The sequence below is a fragment of the Limnohabitans sp. Hippo3 genome (genome assembly GCF_003063665.1).
GTDB lineage: Bacteria > Pseudomonadota > Gammaproteobacteria > Burkholderiales > Burkholderiaceae_C > Limnohabitans_A.
The window spans coordinates 618328-640400 of record NZ_NESF01000001.1; the positions used below are offsets into that span (position 1 = coordinate 618328).

Genomic DNA, 22073 nt, shown 5'->3' on the forward strand with positions numbered 1-22073 from the left:
CCTCCTTATTTGCAACAGCCGTCGATCACTTGCCGTCGAAGGCTTTGGACACGTCAGCGTGGGGACGTGGGATGACGTGGCAGGACACCACTTCACCGATCGCGCCTGCGGCTTCTGCACCGGCTTCGGTGGCGGCCTTGACGGCACCCACGTCGCCCGAGACGATGATGGCGACCAGGCCGCCACCCACTTCTTTTTTGCCAACGATGTTGACGTTGGCAGCTTTGACCATGGCGTCAGCAGCAGCGAAGGCGGCAACATAACCTTTGGTTTCGATCATTCCGATGGCTTGTGACATGTGAGTCTCCTTGAGGGGTTAAAAAAAGAAAGGGTTGAGGGAAAGGGTGAAAAAAATACCGCTGCGTCAACGCATCGGCGTGGGGGTGTCGTAGTTGTCGAGCGAGGCAATGACCAGGGCATCGGCCACCACACGCGGGTGCGCCGGGGCGAACCACCAGGCAGCGGGGGCGCCGATGGTGATCATCACGCGCTCGCCGATGCCGCAGCCCAACGGGTCGAAGCAGACGACCACGTCCTTGGGGTAGTCCAGCTGGACCTCCAGCAAAGCGCCGGGCGGCAATTCGGGCAGGCGCTTGCTGGCCACGATGCGGCCGATCACGGTTCCTGTTTTCATGGGGTGGCTCCTCGGTCAATGGTGATGCCGCGCTTGCGCAGGGCTTCTTTGCCCAAAGGGGTCAGGACCGCCTTGGGGTGGATGCGAACAGTTTTGACATGGGCGGGCAAGGTTTTGAGCAGCTTCTCGCCGATCACGCCTTGGAGTTCAGGGACTTGCGCTTTGTGGTCATGCAGCTCGCAGGTGTCGCCCTTGCATTCGCAGGCTTTGCCTTCCTTGCACGAAGGGCAGCAAGCGGCCGGGTCGATGGCGGTGGTAGCGGCCATGGCCGAAGCACCACCGGATGAACCCGTAGAAGCCGCCACGGCTTTCGCCGCCGCTTCATCCACACGCATGTCAAAACGCAGCAAACCCGATTGCGCCGCTTGCAGCAGCGCGGGGCTGGCGGCCAGGCGCTTGAACAGGTCGGTCAGCGCAGCGGCTTGCGCGGCCGTGCCCACACGCAAGGGCACCACCACGCCTGCGGAGCTCGCCGCGGCCTGAGTTGGGGTCGATAGCGCTGCAGGGGCAGCAGCAGGCTTGGGCATGCCCACTTGCTTCCAGTAAGCGTCTTTGCGGGCGATCAGGCCATTGCGGATCTGGTACACATCGGTGCCGTCGTAAGTGCCGGTCTGGCCACCGGGCAGCGGCACGGTCACCTTGTAGTTCTGCACCACGGTCTGGCCCAGCACATGCATGTGCGAATCAGAAAACTTGGGGCCGGTGGGGCTGGCAAAACGTTCTTTCAAAAACGCCAGGCAGGCTTCGCGGCCGTTGAGCACGCGTGAGTCGGGCAGGATCCAGACCACATCGGGCGCAAAGCAGGCCACGATGGCCTCGGCGCTCACGGTCTCGTAACCGGCTTCAAAGCGGCGCATCAAAGCCGCCACGGACGCGTCAGCCGCCGGGGCCAGGCTGGACGCAGCGCCCAAGGCCTTTCGCACCTGCGTGCGAATTTGCTCACGCAAAGCGTCTGTGCTCATGCAGCACCTCCGGCGTCGCGAATCACGGCCTCGGCCACCGCCGCAGCGGCCCGCACGTCCGAGGCATTGCCCGACAGGTACAGGCGACCGGCTGGGCCCATGAAGCGGCAGTCGATCAGTTTCACGTTGGCGGCTTTCTCAGCCTCGTTGGCCACCAGCAGCGCATACGACGAGGTGGTCATCTCCATGATGTAGAGCGACTCGCCGGGCAAGAGCATGCTGCCCGATTTGCTGCGGTTGATCAAAAACGCGTGGTAGCCGTCGACCCGGTCAATCACTTTGGAGGCCAGGATTTCGGGCTTGAGCACGCTTTTCTCGCTCACACCCATGGCTTCGAGCACGGCCGCACCCGCCGACTTGACGGACGAGGAGGACTGGCCGTGGAACTCCAGATAGCCGAACTGACGCTCGACCACCAGGTTGCCGGGCTTGACGTTGTCGTGCTTGAGCGCGATGTCGGTCAGCCACTCGATGTCCATGCCGGGGGCGACTTCGATCACCATGGCGGCGTCGTTGTGGCGCGGCAGAAAACCACGGGCGGTGGAGCCCAGCAAACACATCAATTGAGGCTGCAAGCGGTCCAGAAAAATGTAACTGCGCAAAGTGGACATGGGGGGCTTTCAGCGAAGGTGTTCGAGTTCTTCCTGCACGATGCGCAGGACGGTGGCCTGAAGTTCAGGCGTGAGGGTGGACAACTGGCCTGCAGCCGCTGGCACACCCGAAGACAGTGCGGCACCCGAGGCCATGGCCCCGGCCCAGCCACCCGGCAGCGGAAAGGCGACGCGCTTCCAGTTGACCAGCAGCTCGGGGCCGACGTTGCAGTCCACCGAGCTTTTGCCTGCATACCCCGTGCCGATGGTGAAGGTGTAGGGCAAGCCGGTGTTGGCGCCCGTGCTGTCGTGCACCGTGGAGCCGTTGACCACCACGCGGTAGTAGTCGAGCGCTGCGCCCCAGACCACCGCTTGCTCGGCGCTGGCGGTATGGATGCTCGAGGTGTGGCCTGCGCCGCTGTGCTGCAGCATGAGGCGCGCCACGTCGACGGCCTGGTCCATGCCCGGCACCACCACACAGCCCAGAATGGGCGAGAGCTTTTCCTTCAGCAGCACATGGCCCGGCTGCGGGTTGGCGATGGGGCAAACCAGCGCCTGGCAGTCGCGCGGCACCTGCACACCAGCGGCCTGGGCGATCTCAAACGCGGGGCTGCCCACCACCTTGCCGTTGAACTTGCCGCCGGGAAAGGCGTGGTGCTGGATCTTTTGTACTTCTTCCTCGGTGCACACATGCGCACCCTGGCGGGCCAGGGCTTGTTGCATCTGTGCCGCGATGCCCGCGTGCAGCATGAGCACCGAAGGCGCCGAGCAGGGGCTGCCGTGGTCAAAGTTCTTGGCGGTGACGATGGTCTGTGCAGCGGCTTCGAGGTCGGCGCTGGCGTCCACATAAATCGGCACATTGCCCGAGCCCACGCCAATCGCGGGGTTGCCCGAGCCATAAGCCGCACGCACCATGGGCGTGCCGCCGGTGGCCAAAATCACGTCGGTGCGGGCGTCGCGCATCAGCGCGCCTGTGGCCTCGACCGTGGGGCGGGTCAGGATCTGCAGCGCATGGGCCGGGCCGCCGGCTTTTTCAATGGCCGCCTGCAATTCATTTGTCACGGCGGTGCAGCAGCCCAAAGCCACCGGGTGCGGCGAGATGACCAGCGCATTGCGCGTCATCAGGCACAGGATGGTCTTGAAGATGATGGTGGCCACCGGCGAGGTGGAGTTGGACAAGCCCACCACCACACCGGCCGGGCGGCCAATCTCGACGATGCGCAAGGCATCGTTGCGGCGCACGCCGCCCAGGGCCACCTTGTCCCAGGCGTTGGGCGTGAGGGTGCAGGCGATCTGGTTCTTGGCGATCTTGTCGGCCACTTTGCCAATGCGGCTTTCGCGCACGGCCCACTCGGCATAAAACTCGGCACGCGGCAGCAAGGCCGCAGCCACTTCTTTGGCCACGCGCTTGGCTTCTTCTGGGGTCCACTGCGCGAGCGTGGCCGCGGCCTGCCGGGCGCGGCCCAGCAAGTCGCGGGCCTCCTGCAAGGCGGCCAGGTCGTGGTCGGCCAGGTCGATGGGGTTGCTTGAACTCATGTCAGAGGGCGTCCCGGGTTCAACGGCGTTGCGCTGCGGCGGCCACGGCGTTCAGGTCCACACTTTCCAGCGCGCTGAAAATCGCTTCCACCGCCTGCTTTTCACGCGGACTGGCCGCCTGCATGCGGGTGGTGTCCAGCAATTGGCGCATCACCGAGGGCTGGCCACCTGTGCCGGCGCTGCTGGCGGCACCGGGGTTGTAGGTGGGCACAAAGCTGCCGCAGGTCATGCGCTGACCAGCGCGGTAGTGCGGGGCGTAATCGAACACGGCGTAGTGCTGCGTGGCGCAGTTGTCCCACATGGCGACCGAGTCCTTTTCCCAGCGGAAGCGCACCATGAACTCGGGCTTCTTGATCCACTCGTAGAGCATGTTCAGCAAGGCTTCGGACAAGTCCATGTGCATGCCCAGCAGGCGCTTGGTCCAGATCGAGTTGACGAACAGGATCTTGCGTCCGGTGTAGGGGTGCGTGATCACGGCCGGGTGCGTCACTGTGGGCGTGTTCTCGATCATCTTGCACTCTTGGGCATTGGCCGTGACCATCATGCCGCTCTTGGCCGAGGCGCGCTGTGCCAGGCGCTCGTGCACGTTGATGCGGCGGAAATGCCAGGGCAGATCGTGGTCGGCCTGCAGGCCTTCGAGCATCTGCTGCATGCCGGGGTTGAGCGCATCGAACGCGGCGCCCGCGTGCATCCACATGGTGTCACCACCCGAAGGGGGCAAGTCGGTGATGCGCAGGATGGACACCATGTTGGGTTTCTTGCGGAAGGTCACGTCGGTGTGCCAGCGGTCAGTCTCGGGGGCTTCATGGCCCTGGTTGGAAATCAGCTGGATTTGAGGGTGGCCTTCTACATGCGGGAAGAACTCGTGCTGCTCCATCTCGCCAAAGTTCTGGCCCAGGCGGATGTAGGACTCGGGCTTCAGGGCCTGCTTGCGGAAGAACACCACGCCGTATTGCCACAGCGCCTTCTTGATTTCTTCGTAGACGTCCTCTGAGCGGGTGTTGTTCAGGTCCACGCCGCTGATCATGCCGCCGATGGTGGGGGTCAACGGGTCGACCTGGATGTGACGGAAGCTCATTCTTGTATCTCCTTGATGTGACAAAACAGCCCGGCTCATTGCCAGTGCAGCAAACGTTTTTCGAGCCAGGTCATGGTGCGCACCACGGCCACGCCCAGGAGGGCCAGCACCAGCAGCAGCGCCATCACGCCATTGACTTCAAAGGTGGAGCCCAGGTAGGCCAGGGACTGACCCAGGCCTTTTTCCGAGGCGATGATTTCGGCCCCGATCACGCCCAACATGGCGTAGATCAGGCCCAGGCGCAGGCCCGAGAAGATGACCGGCACCGCGCCGGGCAAAGTCACCTGGAAGAAGGTGGTCACGGCGCTGGAACCCAGCGTCTTGCACAGCGTGACGTGGTCCTGACTCACGCCGCGAATGCCGGCCACCGTGCTGGACAGCACGATGAAAAAGGTCAGGCTGCAACCGACGGCGATCTTGGAGCCCAGGCCCAGACCAAACCACAGGATGAACAGCGGCGCCAGCGCAATGCGGGGCATCACGTTCATGGCGTTGAAGTAGGGGTCGAGGAATTTCTCGACCTTGGGGAAAGCCACAAACAGCAGGCCCACAGCCAAGGCGGCCGAGCTGCCCAAGGCAAACGAGATCAGCGTGCCCGCCATGGTCCAGCCCAGATCGGTCCAGAGCTTGCCGGTGGCGATGTTGCTCCACAAAAATTTGATGACGCCGCTGGGTTGACCCACAAAGGTGGGGTCCAGCCAGCGGTTGAAGGTGAGCCACTCGCCCAGCGCCAGCAGCACGGCGATGAACACGATGTGGGCAGCGCCCCAGCGGAATGTGTCAGCCTTCATGTTTGCTCCAGCCAGATTCCAGGTGCGACCAGAGTTGCGCATACAGCTCATGGAAATGCGGGTCTTTTTGCAGCTCGCGGATCGAGCGCGGGCGTGGCAGGTCGATGGCGATGTCGGCCACGATGCGCCCGGGGCGCGAGGTCATGACCACCACCCGGTCGGACACGGCCACGGCCTCGGACAGGTCGTGCGTGACAAACAGCACCGACTGTTGGTGCTGCTGGCACAGGCGCAGCAACAGGTCTTCGAGTTGCAGCTTGGTTTGCGCATCCAGCGCGCCAAAGGGCTCGTCCATCAAGAGCAGGGGCGAGCCCATGGCGAAGGTTCGCGCCAGGGCCACGCGCTGGCGCATGCCGTGCGACAGGGCCTTGGGCAAAGCGTTTTCAAAACCGGCCAGACCGACTTCCTGCAGCATGGCGCGGGCGCGCTCTTCGGCTTGGGCACGCGGCACACCGCGCACTTCCATGCCGAACATGGCGTTGCCCAAAGCGGTTTTCCAGGGCATGAGACTGTCGCGGGCCAGCATGTAGCCGACCTGCGGGTTGCCCTGGCGCGGCGCTTGCCCATTGACTTGCAAGCCGCCTTGGCCGGTGTGCGGCACCAGCCCGGCGGCCAGGTTCAGCAGCGTGGTTTTGCCACAACCGCTGGGACCCACCAGGGAAACAAACTCGCCTTGACGGACATGCAGCGTCACATCGGACAGCACCTGCTTGGTGCCATCGAAGCTCAGGTGCACGCCATCGGCAGCGATGGCCAGAGACGTTGCGCTCAATTCAGGTGCTCCACTCATGCAAACAGTCGGTCAGGTCGGTGGCTGCAGCAATCAGCGCAATTGCAAGATCTTGCTGGTGTCGAACTTTTTGTCGATCTGCTGGGTGTTGTGCAGGTAGTCGGCCGCGTGCTGCAAGGCTTTGGGGTCGAGCGAAAAACGCACGCCGCTGATCGAGTTGCGCAAGGAGGCTTCGACCGCTGCGGCACCGGCAGGGCCGTCGATCTTGAAGGTGTCGTTGATCACCTTGAGCACGGCCGCAAAGTTGGCCGGGTTCTGGGCAAAGGCCTCGGCCTCGCGCATGGCCTTGGCAAAAGCGTCGAGCGCGGCACCGTTCTTTTGTGCGAAGTCACCGCGCACCGTCATCGGGCCAGAAGCGCCGTTGAGCTTGGTGATGGCCTCTGGGCCTTCACCCTTGCGCGGGTCCACGATCACACGGCACACCTTCATGGCCGAGCAGAAGCCATCCATGGGCGCGAACAGCATCACCGCGTCGATTTGCTTGTTGGCAATGGCGGGCAAGGCGGTATTAGGGGCACCCACGGGCACGATGGTCACATCGCTGCCGGACATGCCAGCACCCTTGAGCATGTCGAGTAACTGGAATTCAGCGCCGGAGCCACGGGCTGTCACACCCACTTTCTTGCCCTTGAGGTCGGCCATCACGGCGGGGTAGCCTTTGGCGGCGTTGGGTGTTTCGGTGTGGGCACCGGCCATCAAAAAGAAGATGTTATCGCGTGCCGCGTTGCCGATGATCTTGAGGTCAGCGCCTTTGTTGGCGGCCTGGATCACCACTTCAGACGGACCGAAAGCGATGTCGATGTCACCGGCCAACAGCGTCTGGATGCCCAAGGGGCCTGCGGGGATGGTCTTGAGCTCGCACTTGATGCCGTTTTTCTCGCAGTAACCGTTGGCAGCAGCCACGCGGGTGATCATGTTGCCAAGACCAGGGTAATCCTGGATGCGCAGGGTGGTGGTCTGCGCCATGGCAGTGGTGCCCAGGGTCAGGGCCAATGCACCGATGGCGGTGCGCAAGAAGGCGGGGGCTGAAAAGGTCATGTCGTCTCCGTTGTTTGAACGTTGCACTTGCTCTTAAGTTCAACTGGCACGATTTAAGCCCCTGTGACACACTCGAATTGTTTCTGATGTGACAATTTAGGGGAAAGCACTCAAAATAATCCGAGACACTCCTGCGACGACATGGCCCCGCCCTCCTCCTCCAAACCTGCACCCAAGCCCACAGCAAAACGCCAGATGGCCAAGCGCCATGCGGTGTTCAAGGCACTGGACGCCGATGTCTTCACACAGGCCTGGGCAGAAAACTCGGCCCTCACGACACGCTCTGCACAAGCCCTGCAAAGTGTGGGGGTGGTGCGCCCATGGCGTGATGGCCAAGTCGTGCTCAGCCGCGGCCAACCCACCTCGACAGCCCTGCTGCTGATGAAAGGCCGTTTGCGTGTGAGCGTGACCACGCCCGAAGGCGAGGAGCAATTGCTGCGCTGGATGCTGCCCGGAGAAATTTCGGGCCTGAGCTCGGTGTTTGCTGAAACCACTTACCCGGCCGACCTCGTGTCGGTAGGGCCCAGCCAGGTGCTGCACATTGAGCGGACCCGCTTGATCGACCTGATCAGTCGCGATCCTGTGGTGGCCGTGGACCTGTTGCGCATCCTGGGTTTGCGCATCAACCAGTTGTTTGACACCCTGGCGGACCAAGGCATGCACAGCCTGGAACAACGCGTATGGGCCGCCCTGGAGCGCATCGCCAAATTCAACAGTGTGAAAGTTCCCGACGGCGTGATGCTGCGCGTGAGCCAGACCGACCTGGCGCAAGCTGCATCGGCTTCGCGCCAGCGCGTGAACCAGCAACTGCGCCACTTCCAAGACCAAGGCCTGATCCGCCTGGGCTATCGCAACATTGTTTTGCTGCGCCAATGACATCGACCACACGCGCAGCGCATACTGACCTCTTTTTCAACCGGAGACTTCCATGACCCTTTCCATGTCCAGCGCCAGCTTGCCCGTGTGCACCCGCATGCTGAGCAACCTGAACCACATCCTGAGCAAGGCCGAGCAATTTGTTGAGGCCAAAAAAATCGACCCTACGGCGCTGACCACCTACCGCCTCGCACCCGACATGTTCCCCTTCACGCGCCAGGTGCTGATCGCCTGCGATGCGGTCAAGAATGGCGTGGCCCGCATTTCCGGCGTGGAAGCGCCCAAATTCGACGACAACGAGACCACCTTCGCGCAACTGCAGGAACGCATCCAGAAAACGCTGGCCTTCATCGCCACCGTGCCTGCCTCGGCGCTGGACGGCACGGAGGACAAGGAAATCACCTTCCCGGCAGGCCCGGGCAAGACCCGCACCATGACGGGTCAGGCCTATCTGTGCAACTGGATGCTGCCCAACATGTATTTCCACATCACCACGGCCTACGCCATCCTGCGGCACAACGGAGTGGAAGTGGGCAAGGTCGACTACCTGATGGGCGCGCAGGGCTGAAGAAGTTCCGGGGCCCTCAGCCACCCGATCCAAACTGTCCCAAACCCCATGCCCAAAGCTGTGGACAAGTAGAGGGACAAGCCGCCAAAGCCCCACCCCTCAAGGGCTGGCGGGGTGTGCTTAAAAAAGCATCATTCCACCCGAGTCACCCGGTTCGGCTTGAAGCCCAAATCCGCCACTTTGCCTTTTTTGGCGCGGGCGGTTTTGGCGTTGTTCAGACTGCGGATTTCGAGCGTTTCTTCGCGCTCCTTGCCGCCCCGGCCAATGCCAGCGATCTTGACGCTGCGGGTGTAGGCCGCTGCGCCCGCCAGGGTGTCCTTGGCTTCAAGGTCGATGAGCATCAGGCCCCGGCCGCCTTTTTCCATCGTTTTGAGTTCGCTGATCTCAAAGGTCAGCACGCGGCCGCCTGTACTGGCGCAACACACGCTGTTGGCTGCGGGCATGGGCTGTTTGTCGGCGGGCACAGTGGCGCTGGAGCCGCTCACGTGACTGGGGGCGCAGACGGTTTCGCCGTCGCCCAGGCTGATGAAGGCCTTGCCCGCTTTGTTGCGCGAAATCATATTCTCGACCGAGGCCATGAAACCGTAGCCGCCTGAGCCGCTGAGCAGCAGCGTGGCGTGGGCCGGGCCTGCAAAGTAGTGGGCTAGCTGAGTGCCAGCTTCCAGTTCGATGAGCGTGGTCACGGGTTGGCCGTCGCCACGCGCCCCGGGCAAGGTGGCCACGGGCACGCTGTAGACGCGGCCATTGCTGCCAAAGATCAGCAGCGTGTCCACGGTGCGGCATTCAAAGGTGCCGTAAAGGCCGTCGCCCGCCTTGAAGGCGAAGCCCGTGGCGTCGTGGCCGTGGCCGGTGCGGGCGCGCACCCAGCCTTTTTCGGACACGACCACCGTCACGGGTTCATCCACCACCTTCACTTCGGCCACGGCTTTTTTCTCTTCCTGAATCAGCGTGCGGCGCGGATCGGCAAAGGTCTTGGCATCGGCTTCGATCTCCTTGATCATCAGGCGACGCAGCGCAGCGGGGCTGCCCAGAATCTCTTCGAGCTTGCCCTGCTCTTCACGCAGTTCGCTCAGTTCTTGTTCGATCTTGATGGCCTCCAGACGGGCCAGTTGGCGCAGGCGAATCTCCAGGATGTCTTCGGCCTGGCGGTCTGTGAGCTTGAAGGCTTCGATCAGTGCAGGCTTGGGCTCGTCACTGTGGCGGATGATGCGGATCACCTCGTCGATGTTGAGCAGCACCAGCTGGCGCCCTTCCAGAATGTGGATGCGGTCGAGCACTTTGTTCAGGCGGTGCTGGCTGCGGCGGGTGATGGTGGTCTGGCGGAAACTGATCCACTCCACCAGCATCTGGCGCAAGGACTTCTGGATGGGCTTGCCATCGATGCCCACCGATGTCATGTTGATCGGTGCAGACGTTTCCAAGCTGGTGTGGGCCAGCAAGGCGGTGATGAGTTCCTGCTGTTCGATGCGGCTGGTCTTGGGCTCGAACACCAGGCGCACGGCGGCGTCTTTGCTCGATTCGTCACGCACCACGTCCAGCACGGCGAGCATGCTGGCTTTGAGCTGCAGCTGGTCGGTGCTGAGCGCTTTTTTACCGGCCTTGACCTTGGGGTTGGTCAGCTCTTCGATCTCTTCGAGCACGCGCTGCGAGCTGACGCCTTGCGGCAACTCCGTCACCACCAACTGCCACTGGCCACGGGCCAGGTCTTCGATCTTCCAGCGGGCACGCACCTTGAGGCTGCCGCGCCCGGTGCGGTAAGCGTCGGCAATGTCGCTGGCCGGGCTGATGATCTGACCGCCACCGGGGTAGTCCGGGCCAGGAATGATGGCCATCAGCTCGCTGTCGCTGAGCTTGTCGTTTTTGATCAGGGCCACGCAGGCGTCGGCCACTTCGCGCAGGTTGTGGCTGGGGATCTCGGTGGCCAGGCCCACGGCAATACCGCTCGCGCCGTTGAGCAGGGTGAAGGGCAAGCGGGCGGGCAACTGACGCGGCTCTTCGGTGGAGCCGTCGTAGTTGGGAATGAAGTCCACCGTGCCCATGTCGATCTCGTCGAGCAGCAAGCTGGTGATGCGCGATAGCCGCGCTTCGGTGTAACGCATGGCGGCTGCACCATCGCCGTCACGCGAACCAAAGTTGCCTTGGCCGTCGATCAGCGGGTAGCGCTGCGAAAAATCCTGCGCCATGCGCACCAGCGCGTCGTATGCCGCCGTGTCGCCGTGCGGGTGGTAGCGGCCGAGCACATCACCGACCACGCGGGCGCTTTTGACGGGCTTGGCCGCAATGTTGTTGTTGGGGCCGCTGTACGACAAACCCATGCGGTCCATCGAATACAGAATGCGCCGCTGCACCGGTTTTTGGCCGTCGCACACATCGGGCAAGGCGCGGCCTTTGACGACGGACAGCGCGTATTCCAAGTAGGCCCGCTGGGCATAGGCGCCGAGGTGGTCGCCTTCGGGGGCTGCGTCGGTGACGGGGGTTAACAAATCAACAGTCATGGCGTACTTTCAATGACGGATTCAAATTTCTTTCAACCGACCGGTTGAACGCTCTGACCCGGGAACCATTCGGCCCAAGTCAAGCCGGCATGGATGGCCGCGTTCGCGGCCATGACAATGCCCATCACACATCGATTTCGATGCTGTCGCCGTGCAGTTCCATCAGCTCACGGCGGGCGGCGGCTTCGCCTTTGCCCATGAGTTGAGTCATGAGGCTTTCGGTGCCCGCGTTGTCAAGCGGCCCCAGCTCGATGGGCAGCAGGCGGCGGGTGTCGGGGTTGAGCGTGGTGTCCCACAGCTGTTCGGCACTCATCTCGCCCAGACCCTTGAAGCGGCTGATGCTCCAGCCGCCTTCTTTCACACCGTCTTTGCGCAGCTTGTCGATGATGGCGGTGAGTTCGCCCTCGTCGAGCGCATAGGCTTTGGACGCGGGCTTTTTGCCGCGTGCAGGGGCATCGACCCTGAACAGCGGCGGACGCGCCACATACAGGTGGCCCGCCTCGATCAGCTTGGGGAAGTGGCGGAAGAACAGCGTCAGCAGCAGCACCTGAATGTGCGAGCCGTCCACGTCCGCATCGCTCAAGATGCAGACCTTGCCGTAGCGCAGATTGCTCATGTCGGGGTTGTCGCCCTGCCCATGCGGGTCCACACCGATGGCCACCGAGATGTCGTGGATTTCGTTGTTGGCAAACAAGCGGTCGCGGTCCACTTCCCAAGTGTTGAGCACTTTGCCGCGCAGGGGCAAGATGGCCTGGGTTTCCTTGTTGCGGCCCATCTTGGCGCTACCGCCCGCCGAGTCGCCCTCGACCAGAAAGACCTCGTTGTCTGCGATGTCGCGGCTTTCGCAATCGGTCAGCTTGCCGGGCAGCACGGCCACGCCCGAACTCTTGCGCTTTTCGACTTTTTGACCGGCCTTCTGGCGGGTTTGTGCGGCCTTGATGGCGAGCTCCGCCAGCTTTTTGCCGTAGTCCACATGCTCGTTGAGCCACAACTCCAAGGCCGGGCGCACAAAACTGGACACCAGCCGCACCGCGTCGCGTGAGTTCAGGCGCTCCTTGATCTGGCCCTGGAACTGCGGGTCCAGCACCTTGGCGCTCAGCACATAGCTGGCGCGGGCGAAGACGTCTTCGGGCATGAGCTTGACGCCCTTGGGCAGCAAACCATGCAGCTCGATGAAGCTTTTGACGGCGGTGAACAGGCCATCGCGCAAGCCGCTGTCGTGCGTACCGCCTGCGCTGGTGGGGATCAAATTCACATAGCTCTCGCGCACCGGCGCACCGTCTTCGGTGAAGGCCACAGCCCACGCAGCGCCCTCCCCTTCGGCAAAGCTTTCACTGTTGCCGTCGGCGAAGCCTTCGCCTTCAAACAAGGGGATGACCGGATCGCCGGTCAGGGTCTGCGTCAGGTAATCGCGCAGACCGGCTTTGTATTGCCACTGCTGGGTTTCCTTGGTTTTTTCATTCACCAAGGTCACCGTCACGCCCGGCATGAGCACGGCTTTGCTGCGCAGCAGGTGCGTCAGCTCGTTCATAGGCAGGGCGCTGGATTCGAAATATTTGGCGTCTGGCCAGGCGCGCACGGTGGTGCCCTGTTTGCGGTCGCCCTCGCCTGCGGGGCGAGCGACCAGCGGCTCGGTCACGTCGCCGCCCGAAAACACCAGCGTTGCCACTTGGCCTTCGCGGTAGCTCGTGGCCTCCAGGCGTTTGGACAGCGCATTGGTCACCGACACGCCCACGCCGTGCAAACCGCCCGAGAAGCTGTAAGCCCCGCCCTTGCCCTTGTCGAACTTGCCGCCCGCGTGCAGGCGGGTAAACACCAGCTCGATCACGGGCGCTTTTTCTTCGGGGTGCAGGCCAAAGGGGATGCCACGGCCATCGTCTTCGATGCTGACCGAGCCGTCGGTGTGCAGGACAACTTTGATTTTTTTGCCGTAACCCGCCAACGCCTCGTCGGCAGCATTGTCCAGCACTTCCTGAATGATGTGCAGGGGGTTGTCGGTGCGGGTGTACATGCCCGGGCGTTGCTTGACGGGCTCCAGGCCCTTAAGGACGCGGATCGAGCCTTCAGAGTACTCGTTCGAGGTTTTGACAGTGGATTGGGTGGCCATGGTGGCGGATTGTAGTGGGATTTATGCCGACCCACTGGATGCAAAACCAGTGGTTTTGAGCGCAAGCACCTGAGTTCAGGAGATTGGTTAAAGTCAGGGGATGCAACACAAACCCCTTTCCCTGTTCCAAGTGCTGGCCTGTGGCGCGGCCATTGTCACCTTGTCCATGGGCATTCGCCACGGCTTTGGCCTGTGGCTGCAGCCCATCACCCAAGCCCAAGGTTGGGGCCGTCAAGAATTCGCCTTTGCCATGGCCATCCAGAATCTGGCCTGGGGTTTCATGGGCATTTTTGCGGGCATGGTGGCGGACCGTTTTGGCGCATTTCGGGTCATTGCCATCGGGGCTTTGATTTATGGCGTGGGCCTTTTGGGCATGGCCTGGTCGACCGACCCTTGGGTGTTTGCCCTGTTCACCGGGGTGATCATTGGCACCGCGCAAGCGGGCACCACTTACGCCGTGATTTATGGCGTGATTGGTCGCAACGTGCCCGCCGAACGCCGCTCCTGGGCGATGGGCGTGGCGGCAGCGGCCGGCAGTTTTGGCCAGTTTTTGATGGTGCCCGTCGAGGGCCTGCTGATCAGCCAGATGGGCTGGCAAACCGCATTGATCATCCTGGCCGCGGCAGCGATGCTGATCATTCCTCTGGCTTGGGGCCTGCGCGAACCCGCACTGAATGCCCCTGGCCAGGTCAAGCGCGACCAGACGATTGCTCAGGCTTTGAAAGAAGCCTTCAAATACCCGAGCTTTCAGCTGCTGATGGCCGGCTATTTTGTGTGCGGCTTTCAGGTGGTGTTCATCGGCGTGCACATGCCCAGCTACCTGAAAGACCACGGCCTGGCCCCGCAGGTGGCCAGTTATGCGCTGGCCTTGATCGGCCTGTTCAACGTCTTTGGCACTTACATTGCAGGCACTTTGGGTCAAAAAATGGCCAAGAAAAAGATCCTAGCCTTCATTTATGCGACGCGCTCAGTGGCCATCATGCTGTTCCTGCTGGCCCCGTTGACTCCGATGAGCGTCTACATCTTCTCGGCCGTGATGGGCTTGCTCTGGCTGTCCACCGTCCCGCCGACCAACGCGGCCGTGGCGCAGATTTTTGGTGTGGCGCACTTGTCCATGCTCAGCGGCTTCATCTTTTTCAGCCACCAGATCGGCTCGTTCATGGGCGTGTGGCTCGGCGGTTATCTGTATGACAAAACCGGCAGTTACGACATCGTCTGGTACTTGGCCATTGCTCTGGGCGTGTTTGCCGCGCTGGTGAATCTGCCTGTGCGCGAAAGCCCGATTCAGCGCCACGCACCCCAAGCAGCATGAGCGCCAACATGCCTGACAGCCCGGCCAACTTACCCAGTGGGAGCGAGCCCCTGCTCGCGAATGCAAACCAAGCTTCAACGCCCTCTGGTCTTCCCCCCCCTTCGGCCGCAGGGGCGGCCTCCCACAGAGCACCTTACAGGAAATCCGGGCTTGGCATCGCGGCCGCCCTCCTCCTGGCCATCACCTTCTGGCTTTATGCCAAACCCGATGTGATCATCATGCTGTCCGAACAGCTGTGGTCTTGCTTTTGAGTAAACAGGATGAAAGCCATGCACGGCACCGAAAATCCCTCGGCCTGGCTGCAACGCTGGGCCCATTTGATCGCTCCGGGCAGCCATGTGCTCGATGTGGCGTGTGGTGCTGGCCGCCACATGCGCTGGTTGGCAGCGCAGGGCCACCGTGTGCAGGGCGTAGACCGCAACCCCGAGGCGCTGGCTTGGGCCCAAGCGCATGGCGAAGTCATCTGCGCCGACATTGAAAACGGCCCCTGGCCCTTCCCCGGGCAAACCTTCGGCTGCGTGGTGGTCACCCATTACCTGTGGCGGCCCCTGCTGTCCCTCATCGTGGACAGCGTGGCCCCGGGTGGCGTGTTGATTTACGAAACCTTTGCCGCTGGCAACGAAACGGTCGGCAAACCTTCGCGGCCCGACTTTTTGCTGCAGCCAGGCGAACTGCTGCAAGCGACCGCTGGCCTGCGCACCGTGGCTTTTGAGGATGGCTTCGAGCCATCGCCAGACCGATTTGTCCAACGCATTGCCGCAGTCAGACCCTTGACTGCGGGCCAAGGGCAACGCTGGCCATTGCATGCCGCTTGATACCTACCCGGGTTTACCCGAACCTTGCGACCGAAATTCCACTGCGTCCGAGCTCATCAAAGCGGCCTGCAATCGTTAGAATGGGTTCTTTCTGCTCAGAAACACCGGACATGACCACCGAATTTCGCCCCATCCGAGGCAGCATTCCTGCCCTCATCACCCCCATGCTCGAAGACGGCCAAGTGGATTACCCCACTTTGCGAAAACTGATCGACTGGCATGTGGCCGAGGGGACCGATTGCATTGGCGTGGTCGGCACCACGGGCGAGTCGCCCACGGTCACGGTCGATGAGCACTGCGAAATCATCCGCGTATCCGTCGAGCAGGCTGCAGGCCGCGTGCCGATCATGGCCGGTTGCGGCGCCAACTCCACAGCCGAAGCCATCGAGCTGGCCAAGTTCGCCAAAAAGGTCGGCGCCGACTGCCAGCTGCAGGTGGTGCCCTACTACAACAAACCCACACAAGAAGGCCAGTACCGGCACTTCCGCGCGATTGCCGAAGCCACGCCCGACTTGCCCGTGATTTTGTACAACGTGCCCGGCCGCTCGGTGGCCGATCTGCAGCACGACACCGTTTTGCGCCTGGCCCAAGTGCCCGGCATCGTCGGCATCAAGGAAGCCACGGGCAACATCGAACGCGCCCAATGGCTGATCCGCGATCTGCCCAAAGAGTTTGCGGTCTACTCCGGCGATGACCCCACTGCAGTGGCGTTGATGCTCTGCGGCGGTGCGGGCAACGTGAGCGTGACTGCCAACGTGGCCCCGCGCCTCATGCACGAGCTGTGCATGGCGGCCCTGCGCGGTGATGTGAAAGAAGCCATGCGCATCCAGTTCCAGCTGATGCCCGTGCACAAAAACCTGTTTGTCGAAGCCAATCCGATTCCCGTGAAGTGGGCCATGCAACGCATGGGCCTGTGTGGCCCGACCTTGCGCTTGCCCATGACCGAACTGTCCGAGTCGCAACAACCTGTCGTCGAGGCCGCTCTCAAGGCCAGCGGCCTGATTTGATTTCCACCTAAGGATTGCTTGTGAAATTGTCCCTTCGCTCTACGTCTTCCCAAACGGTGCAACGCACTGCCGTTGTCGCAGCCTTGGCCATTTTGGTCAGCGGCTGCTCCATCTTGGAAGAAGACAAGATTGACTACAAAAGTGCAGCCAAAGCGCCCACACTCGAGATTCCACCCGATCTGAGCCAACTGCGCCGGGACTCCCGCTACGCCATCGAGAGCAACTCGGCCACGGCGTCTGGCTTCCAGAGCGCCAGCGCCCGCGTGGCCGATGCCGGCACCGCCGCCAACAGCCTGGGCGATGTGCGCATGGAGCGTCAAGGCAACCAGCGCTGGTTGGTGGTGGCACGCCCTGCCGACAAGGTGTGGGAGCCACTGCGTGAGTTCTGGACCAGCAACGGTTTTGTCCTCATCACCGACTCGCCGGACGTGGGCATCATGGAAACCGACTGGGCAGAAAACCGCGCCAAGATCCCGCAGGACATCATCCGCAGGACTTTGGGCAAGGTGCTCGATTCCTTGTATTCGACGGGCGAGCGCGACAAGTTCCGCACCCGGGTAGAGCGCAACGCACAAGGCGGCGTCGAGATTTACATCACCCACCGCGGCATGGTCGAGAACTACACCAGCCCGCAAAAAGAGCAAACCATCTGGCAGCCCCGCGCCAGCGATGCCGAACTCGAAATCGAGTTCCTGCGACGCCTGATGGTGAAATTGGGCACCTCACCCGAGGCCGCCAAAACAGCGGCCAGCGGCGCAACGCCCGCCCAAGTGACCGCTGTCACCAGCCTGGACGGACAACCCACCATCCAGATCAACGACACGCTGGACCGCGCCTGGCGTCGCACCGGCGTGGCGCTGGACCGCACAGGTTTCACGGTGGAAGACCGCGACCGCAGTAAAGGGGTTTATTTCGTCCGTTATGTCACACCTGGCACCACGGCCGACAAGGAACCCGGCTTTTTTGCCCGCTTGTTCAGCAGCAAAAAAGAAGAGGTGGCTTTGTCCCGTTACCGCATCGCCTTGACCGAAAAAGGCAACACCAGCATCGTGCGCGTGCAAGATGCCAACGGCCAGCCTGAAACCTCGGGCAACGCCGAGCGCATCCTGAAATTGCTGGCCAACGAGCTGCGCTGAACGCACTGTGATGGGTGGGGGCCAGCCCCCACCTTCGGCACTGGCCGCCGATGACCCATAAAAAAACCCCGCGATGCGGGGTTTTTTGATGCGTTCCCGGCGCAAGCCAGGAAAGCGGCAAACCATTACTTGGCAGCAGATGCGTCAGCAGCTGGAGCGGCAGCAGGTGCAGCAGAAGCGTCAGCAGCAGGAGCGGCTGGTGCAGCAGCTGGAGCTGGAGCAGCAGGAGCAGCGGCTTCTTCTTTTTTGCCGCAAGCGGACAGAGCAGCAGCAGCGATGATGGCAGCCAAAACGAGGGACTTGTTCATGATGATTTTTCCTTATGGGGTTAAAACAATTTCCGGAAATTGTCGAAAGCAGCCTTCAAGACTGCTTGGACCGAGACAAAAGCACTCGAGCTCTTTTGTTCTCAGCCATAAATTATATCGTTTTCCCTAGGGCATCGGATAACAGAAATCACAAAGCTGACGCGAAACCTTCAAACCATGCTGTTACCCGGGAAAATCCTCAGCGGGTTTCAACCAATCGGCCACCATCCAATCGAGCAAGGCTTCGCGGGCGGAGTCGCTCAATTTGGCACAAGAAGCCGCGGATAAACAACGGTTGTCAGCCAATTGACGCAAGAAGCGGGCATCCTTGCCGGCCACACGGAAGCTTTCACCATTGATGAACACATGCCGCTCGTCGTACATCATTTTGGTGCGCCGATCGAGTTGCACGCCTGCCGACAAATCAGGCTCAAGGTCGGAGATTTCAAACCAGACATTGGACTTCGGCTCGGTCAGGTACTCGCCCAGCAAGCTGTCGAGCAAAGTCGGGTTTTTGAGCGCTTTTTCAAGCACTTGCCGCGCGAAGCCAGCCAAAGACGGCGGCACAGCGGCAGGTGTCGTCACCGCTGTTTGTTTCGGATCGCGGTACAGCGCATCGCCAACCCCCTCGAACGCCTCATCGGCCAGACCGAGCAAGAGCTCACGCGCCAACTCCCCTTCTTGCGGCGCCCGAAACCCGATCGACCAGGTCATGCACTCGCCCGCAGCCACGCCGTCGTGCGCATATTTAGGCGGTAAATACAGCATGTCCCCCGGGTTCAGCACGAACTCCTCTTCGGCTTCGAAGTTTTGCAAAATCTTGAGCGGCACGCCCGGCTGCAGACTCAGGTCCTGGTTGCGGCCAATGCGCCAGCGGCGCTGGCCATGGGCTTGCAGCAAAAACACGTCATAGCTGTCAAAGTGGGGCCCCACACCACCACCCTCGGTGGCGTAGCTGATCATCACATCGTCCAGCCGTGCATCGGGCACAAAACGGAACTGCTGCATCAGCGCATGCACACCGTCGTGGTGCAAGTCGACGCCCTGCACCAGAAAAGTCCACTTCTTCTGACTGAAGGGCGGCAAGCTGCGCTTGGGCAACGGGCCGTGCTTCATCTGCCAGCCCTTGGGCGAATCCACAATCAGACGCGACTCCACGCCCTCCTGCCCCGCCAGTGCCACCAATTCAGCGCGGCCCACGCAGGGCACGAAACCCGGTATGGCGTTGCGCACCAGCAAAGGTTTTTTTTGCCAATGGCGCTTCATGAATTGGCTGGGCGTCAGGCCGCCCAAGAGGGCCAAAGGTTGTTCTGTGTTCATGTTCCGATCCGGTTGCAGGCCTTGGCAAGCCCTCATTCAAAGCACAAGCGGCCTGAAAAACAGGCCGCCAAACTGCGACAATTGTCCTATGGAAATCAAGACACCTTCTGTGGTCGCACTGACCTGGACACTCAAAGACACGCTAGGCGAAGTTCTGGACACCCTGGACCAGCCGGTTGAATTTTTCATCGGCGGCCAAGATCTGCTGCCCAAAATCGAAGAAGCCCTGCAGGGCCACGAAAAAGGTGCCAAAGTCGACCTGCATCTGGAGCCCGAGGATGCGTTTGGCGACTTCGATGAAAACCTGCTTTTCCTGGAGCCATTGGCCCTCTTCCCCGAGGGCCTGGAGCCGGGTTTGACCATCGAAGGCACTGCCCTGCCCAAAGGCTGCAACCCGGATGCACCGCGCAATGTGCTCTACACCGTGACCGAAATCTACCCCGAGCACGTGGTGCTGGACGGCAACCACCCGCTGTCGGGCATTGCGCTGCGGCTTCACCTGAAAGTCGAATCGGTGCGCGAGGCGACTGAAGCCGAAGTGGGCAGCGGCAGCTGCGGCACGGGCTTTTTCAAGATCGAAGTGGGCGATGAAGGCATGCCCACAGGACAGACTCTGCACTGATCCATCAGGGCCATCGTGCGAGCGCCGGGTCGGTGGTTGTAGCTTGGTGGTTTTAGCCCCGACACGCCACAGGGGTTCGCCATGTCGGCGCTGAAGTTCCGACCTGCGGTATGGACTTATTTTTTACCCGTTGAGCCGTAACCGCCCTCGCCACGCTCGCTTGGCGCATCAAACTCAGCCACCACATTGAAGGCGGCTTGCACCACGGGCACGATGACCATCTGCGCGATGCGTTCCATCGGCTCAATGGTGAAGGCCACATCGCTGCGGTTCCAGGCGCTCACCATGAGTTGACCTTGGTAATCACTGTCGATCAGGCCCACCAAATTGCCCAACACGATGCCATGTTTGTGACCCAGACCCGAACGCGGCAACAGCATCGCGGCATAACCCGGATCTTTCAGGTGCACAGCGATGCCGGTAGGCACCAATTGCCAGGCATTGGGTTGCAAAGTCAATGGCGCATCAAGGCAAGCACGCAAGTCCAGACCTGCACTGCCTTGGGTGGCATAAGCAGGCAATTGATCGGCCATGCGGGGGTCGATGATTTTGAGGTCGATGTTCATGTGGGGTTAAGTGTTGGGCGTTGAACGTTGTCTTCAGGCTTTTTTCCTGATACTGAACGCAGGACAGGTTTATCGGGCCAAGCGAGCGGCGATGTCCTCGATCAGCTGCACCGCCAGCGTCTGCTTGCTGGCATGGGGCAACTCGCGTGCACCAGCCTGGTCCACCAGGAGCAAGACATTGTCGTCCTGGCCGAAAGTGGCTGGGCCGATATTGCCCACCAAGAGGGGCACGCCCTTGCGAAGGCGCTTGGCCATGGCGTGGGCCAGCAGGTCGTGGCTTTCAGCGGCAAAACCCACGCAGAACAAATCGCCCGACACGCCACGCGGTGACTGGGCGATGGTGGCCAGAATGTCCGGGTTTTCTACAAAGCTCAGCTCAGGGGTCTGACCGGAGCCGTCTTTTTTGATCTTTTGATCGGCCGAATGGGCCGGCCGCCAATCGGCCACAGCGGCGGTGGCGATGAACACACCGGCCGCATCGGCATGCAACAGCACAGCTTCGAGCATTTGATGTGCCGAACGCACATCCACACGCTGCACGCCTCGTGGTGTGGGTAAATGCACCGGCCCCGCCACCAGCGTGACACTCGCCCCGGCCATGCGGGCCGCCCGGGCAATGGCAAAGCCCATCTTGCCGCTCGACAAATTGGTGATGCCGCGCACCGGGTCAATCGCCTCATAAGTGGGCCCTGCCGTGACCAGCACCGCCTTACCCGCCAGCACCTTGGGCGTGAAAAACGCTTCCAGCTCTTCCAGAATTTCATCGGCTTCGAGCATGCGCCCGTCACCTGTTTCGCCGCAGGCCTGATCGCCCTGCCCCACATCCAGCACATGGATGCCATCGGCTTTGAGTTGGGCCACATTGCGCTGCGTGGCCGGGTTGGACCACATCTCGCGGTTCATGGCCGGGGCCACAATCAATGGCACTTTGTCCAAGGGCCGCGCCAGGCACATGAGGCTCAGCAGCTCATCGGCACCGCCGTGCAGCAGTTTGGACATGAAATCCGCACTGGCCGGGGCCACCACAATCGCATCGGACTCGCGGCTCAAGTTGATGTGCGCCATGTTGTTGCACTCGCGCGGGTCCCACTGCGAGGTGTAGACCGGCCGGCCCGACAGGGCTTGCATGGTGACGGCCGTCATGAATTGCTCGGCCGCTTCAGTCATCACCACCTGCACGGTGACGCCGGCCTTGATCAAGGCGCGGCAGAGTTCTGCCGACTTGAAGGCCGCAATGCCGCCCGACAAGCCCAGAACGATGTGTTTTCCAGCCAATGTGCTCATGGCGGGGAATGTAGCAGACCACAACGTGCCCAAGGAGTTGATACGAGGGCTAGGGCTCAACACGCATTCGCGAGCAGGGGCTCGCTCCTACCAAAATTCAAGGACAGCGCAGCGCTGAGGCGAGTGCAGGCCGGATCGGGCGATTTGGCGAGCGAAGCGAGTTATGAGCACGACCGGCCTGTGCCCGCCTCAGCGCGAAAAACGACCGCAGACCCGGCGCGGAAACCCACAAGAAACG

22 protein-coding genes are annotated in these 22073 nt (G+C 61.9%); 8 read left to right on the forward strand and 14 right to left on the reverse strand.

From position 1 onward, the window contains the following. Positions 1–25 precede the first annotated feature (25 nt). The 9 genes from B9Z34_RS02915 to B9Z34_RS02955 form a co-directional block, all read right to left on the reverse strand. On the reverse strand, positions 26–298 hold the full coding sequence (locus B9Z34_RS02915) for a BMC domain-containing protein (RefSeq protein ID WP_019427480.1): 273 nt from the start codon (positions 296–298) through the stop codon (positions 26–28). A gap of 66 nt (positions 299–364) precedes the next feature. Then, entirely contained in the window at positions 365–634 is a 270-nt protein-coding gene (locus B9Z34_RS02920; protein ID WP_108426584.1) for a EutN/CcmL family microcompartment protein, read from the reverse strand. Continuing rightward, positions 631–1596, reverse strand: coding sequence for a nuclear transport factor 2 family protein (locus B9Z34_RS02925; RefSeq protein WP_108426585.1), 966 nt, complete (start codon positions 1594–1596; stop codon positions 631–633). The genes B9Z34_RS02920 and B9Z34_RS02925 overlap by 4 nt, the downstream gene beginning before the upstream one ends. Next, positions 1593–2207, reverse strand: coding sequence for a BMC domain-containing protein (locus tag B9Z34_RS02930; RefSeq protein ID WP_108426586.1), 615 nt, complete (start codon positions 2205–2207; stop codon positions 1593–1595). Before B9Z34_RS02930 ends, B9Z34_RS02925 begins: the two co-directional genes overlap by 4 nt. A gap of 9 nt (positions 2208–2216) precedes the next feature. Beyond that, a complete protein-coding gene (locus tag B9Z34_RS02935; RefSeq protein WP_108426587.1) occupies positions 2217–3722 on the reverse strand; it encodes an aldehyde dehydrogenase family protein in 1506 nt (501 codons plus the stop codon). Positions 3723–3741: 19 nt separating this feature from the next. Further along, complete coding sequence (locus B9Z34_RS02940) at positions 3742–4800, reverse strand: TauD/TfdA family dioxygenase (protein ID WP_158268691.1); 1059 nt, start codon at positions 4798–4800, stop codon at positions 3742–3744. 35 nt (positions 4801–4835) lie between these two features. Next, positions 4836–5591 carry an ABC transporter permease gene (locus B9Z34_RS02945; RefSeq protein ID WP_108426589.1) on the reverse strand — a complete coding sequence of 252 codons (756 nt, stop codon included), beginning with the start codon at positions 5589–5591 and terminating at the stop codon, positions 4836–4838. Next, entirely contained in the window at positions 5581–6381 is an 801-nt protein-coding gene (locus B9Z34_RS02950) for an ABC transporter ATP-binding protein (protein WP_108426590.1), read from the reverse strand. Before B9Z34_RS02950 ends, B9Z34_RS02945 begins: the two co-directional genes overlap by 11 nt. Positions 6382–6414: 33 nt before the next feature. Next, positions 6415–7419 carry an ABC transporter substrate-binding protein gene (locus B9Z34_RS02955; protein WP_108426591.1) on the reverse strand — a complete coding sequence of 335 codons (1005 nt, stop codon included), beginning with the start codon at positions 7417–7419 and terminating at the stop codon, positions 6415–6417. Positions 7420–7560: 141 nt separating this feature from the next. Between B9Z34_RS02955 and B9Z34_RS02960 the strand changes: the two genes are divergently transcribed. Both B9Z34_RS02960 and B9Z34_RS02965 read left to right on the forward strand, forming a co-directional pair. Next, positions 7561–8295, forward strand: coding sequence for a Crp/Fnr family transcriptional regulator (locus B9Z34_RS02960; RefSeq protein ID WP_108426592.1), 735 nt, complete (start codon positions 7561–7563; stop codon positions 8293–8295). A 52-nt stretch (positions 8296–8347) separates the two neighbouring features. Beyond that, a complete protein-coding gene (locus B9Z34_RS02965) occupies positions 8348–8863 on the forward strand; it encodes a DUF1993 family protein (protein ID WP_108426593.1) in 516 nt (171 codons plus the stop codon). A gap of 131 nt (positions 8864–8994) precedes the next feature. Here B9Z34_RS02965 and parC read toward each other — a convergent pair whose 3' ends face one another. Then, a complete protein-coding gene (parC, locus tag B9Z34_RS02970; protein ID WP_108426594.1) occupies positions 8995–11358 on the reverse strand; it encodes a DNA topoisomerase IV subunit A in 2364 nt (787 codons plus the stop codon). Positions 11359–11482: 124 nt separating this feature from the next. Continuing rightward, complete coding sequence (locus B9Z34_RS02975; protein ID WP_108426595.1) at positions 11483–13465, reverse strand: DNA topoisomerase IV subunit B; 1983 nt, start codon at positions 13463–13465, stop codon at positions 11483–11485. Positions 13466–13565: 100 nt separating this feature from the next. Between B9Z34_RS02975 and B9Z34_RS02980 the strand changes: the two genes are divergently transcribed. The 5 genes from B9Z34_RS02980 to B9Z34_RS14595 all read left to right on the forward strand — a co-directional run bounded on the left by B9Z34_RS02980 (position 13566) and on the right by B9Z34_RS14595 (position 18015). Further along, a complete protein-coding gene (locus tag B9Z34_RS02980; RefSeq protein WP_108426596.1) occupies positions 13566–14777 on the forward strand; it encodes an MFS transporter in 1212 nt (403 codons plus the stop codon). Positions 14778–15046: 269 nt separating this feature from the next. After that, the gene (locus tag B9Z34_RS02990; protein WP_108426875.1) at positions 15047–15592 is read left to right on the forward strand and encodes a bifunctional 2-polyprenyl-6-hydroxyphenol methylase/3-demethylubiquinol 3-O-methyltransferase UbiG; all 546 of its coding nucleotides are present in this window, start codon (positions 15047–15049) and stop codon (positions 15590–15592) included. Positions 15593–15702: 110 nt separating this feature from the next. Further along, positions 15703–16599 (forward strand): 4-hydroxy-tetrahydrodipicolinate synthase, encoded by an 897-nt coding sequence (gene dapA, locus B9Z34_RS02995; protein WP_108426598.1) that lies wholly within the window; start codon positions 15703–15705, stop codon positions 16597–16599. Between the two features lie 26 nt (positions 16600–16625). Beyond that, positions 16626–17735 carry an outer membrane protein assembly factor BamC gene (bamC, locus tag B9Z34_RS03000; RefSeq protein ID WP_233249407.1) on the forward strand — a complete coding sequence of 370 codons (1110 nt, stop codon included), beginning with the start codon at positions 16626–16628 and terminating at the stop codon, positions 17733–17735. Between the two features lie 73 nt (positions 17736–17808). Beyond that, positions 17809–18015, forward strand: a complete 207-nt coding sequence (locus tag B9Z34_RS14595) for a hypothetical protein (RefSeq protein WP_199220045.1) — start codon at positions 17809–17811, stop codon at positions 18013–18015. A 211-nt stretch (positions 18016–18226) separates the two neighbouring features. On the opposite strand, the gene B9Z34_RS03010 is transcribed toward B9Z34_RS14595, so the two are convergent. Next, positions 18227–19363 carry a cupin domain-containing protein gene (locus B9Z34_RS03010; RefSeq protein ID WP_108426877.1) on the reverse strand — a complete coding sequence of 379 codons (1137 nt, stop codon included), beginning with the start codon at positions 19361–19363 and terminating at the stop codon, positions 18227–18229. Between the two features lie 88 nt (positions 19364–19451). Between B9Z34_RS03010 and B9Z34_RS03015 the strand changes: the two genes are divergently transcribed. Then, a complete protein-coding gene (locus B9Z34_RS03015; RefSeq protein ID WP_108426600.1) occupies positions 19452–19985 on the forward strand; it encodes a peptidylprolyl isomerase in 534 nt (177 codons plus the stop codon). A 116-nt stretch (positions 19986–20101) separates the two neighbouring features. Here the strand turns inward: B9Z34_RS03015 and dut are convergent, their stop codons facing one another. Both dut and coaBC read right to left on the reverse strand, forming a co-directional pair. After that, complete coding sequence (gene dut, locus B9Z34_RS03020; RefSeq protein WP_108426601.1) at positions 20102–20551, reverse strand: dUTP diphosphatase; 450 nt, start codon at positions 20549–20551, stop codon at positions 20102–20104. A 69-nt stretch (positions 20552–20620) separates the two neighbouring features. Then, a complete protein-coding gene (coaBC, locus tag B9Z34_RS03025; RefSeq protein WP_108426602.1) occupies positions 20621–21835 on the reverse strand; it encodes a bifunctional phosphopantothenoylcysteine decarboxylase/phosphopantothenate--cysteine ligase CoaBC in 1215 nt (404 codons plus the stop codon). Positions 21836–22073 lie beyond the last annotated feature (238 nt).

Excerpts from the sequence above, each read along its gene's own strand:
- B9Z34_RS02940 (WP_158268691.1), bottom strand. The coding sequence starts at position 4,800 with ATGAGCTTCCGTCACATCCAGGTCGACCCGTTGACCCCCACCATCGGC.
- coaBC (WP_108426602.1), bottom strand. The coding sequence starts at position 21,835 with ATGAGCACATTGGCTGGAAAACACATCGTTCTGGGCTTGTCGGGCGGC.
- B9Z34_RS03010 (WP_108426877.1), bottom strand. The coding sequence starts at position 19,363 with ATGAACACAGAACAACCTTTGGCCCTCTTGGGCGGCCTGACGCCCAGC.
- dut (WP_108426601.1), bottom strand. The coding sequence starts at position 20,551 with ATGAACATCGACCTCAAAATCATCGACCCCCGCATGGCCGATCAATTG.
- B9Z34_RS02935 (WP_108426587.1), bottom strand. The coding sequence starts at position 3,722 with ATGAGTTCAAGCAACCCCATCGACCTGGCCGACCACGACCTGGCCGCC.
- B9Z34_RS02930 (WP_108426586.1), bottom strand. The coding sequence starts at position 2,207 with ATGTCCACTTTGCGCAGTTACATTTTTCTGGACCGCTTGCAGCCTCAA.
- B9Z34_RS02955 (WP_108426591.1), bottom strand. The coding sequence starts at position 7,419 with ATGACCTTTTCAGCCCCCGCCTTCTTGCGCACCGCCATCGGTGCATTG.
- B9Z34_RS02975 (WP_108426595.1), bottom strand. The coding sequence starts at position 13,465 with ATGGCCACCCAATCCACTGTCAAAACCTCGAACGAGTACTCTGAAGGC.
- B9Z34_RS02990 (WP_108426875.1), top strand. The coding sequence starts at position 15,047 with ATGCACGGCACCGAAAATCCCTCGGCCTGGCTGCAACGCTGGGCCCAT.
- B9Z34_RS14595 (WP_199220045.1), top strand. The coding sequence starts at position 17,809 with ATGCGGGGTTTTTTGATGCGTTCCCGGCGCAAGCCAGGAAAGCGGCAA.
- B9Z34_RS02965 (WP_108426593.1), top strand. The coding sequence starts at position 8,348 with ATGACCCTTTCCATGTCCAGCGCCAGCTTGCCCGTGTGCACCCGCATG.
- B9Z34_RS02950 (WP_108426590.1), bottom strand. The coding sequence starts at position 6,381 with ATGAGTGGAGCACCTGAATTGAGCGCAACGTCTCTGGCCATCGCTGCC.
- B9Z34_RS02925 (WP_108426585.1), bottom strand. The coding sequence starts at position 1,596 with ATGAGCACAGACGCTTTGCGTGAGCAAATTCGCACGCAGGTGCGAAAG.
- B9Z34_RS02945 (WP_108426589.1), bottom strand. The coding sequence starts at position 5,591 with ATGAAGGCTGACACATTCCGCTGGGGCGCTGCCCACATCGTGTTCATC.
- B9Z34_RS02960 (WP_108426592.1), top strand. The coding sequence starts at position 7,561 with ATGGCCCCGCCCTCCTCCTCCAAACCTGCACCCAAGCCCACAGCAAAA.
- dapA (WP_108426598.1), top strand. The coding sequence starts at position 15,703 with ATGACCACCGAATTTCGCCCCATCCGAGGCAGCATTCCTGCCCTCATC.
- B9Z34_RS02920 (WP_108426584.1), bottom strand. The coding sequence starts at position 634 with ATGAAAACAGGAACCGTGATCGGCCGCATCGTGGCCAGCAAGCGCCTG.
- B9Z34_RS02915 (WP_019427480.1), bottom strand. The coding sequence starts at position 298 with ATGTCACAAGCCATCGGAATGATCGAAACCAAAGGTTATGTTGCCGCC.
- B9Z34_RS03015 (WP_108426600.1), top strand. The coding sequence starts at position 19,452 with ATGGAAATCAAGACACCTTCTGTGGTCGCACTGACCTGGACACTCAAA.
- parC (WP_108426594.1), bottom strand. The coding sequence starts at position 11,358 with ATGACTGTTGATTTGTTAACCCCCGTCACCGACGCAGCCCCCGAAGGC.
- B9Z34_RS02980 (WP_108426596.1), top strand. The coding sequence starts at position 13,566 with ATGCAACACAAACCCCTTTCCCTGTTCCAAGTGCTGGCCTGTGGCGCG.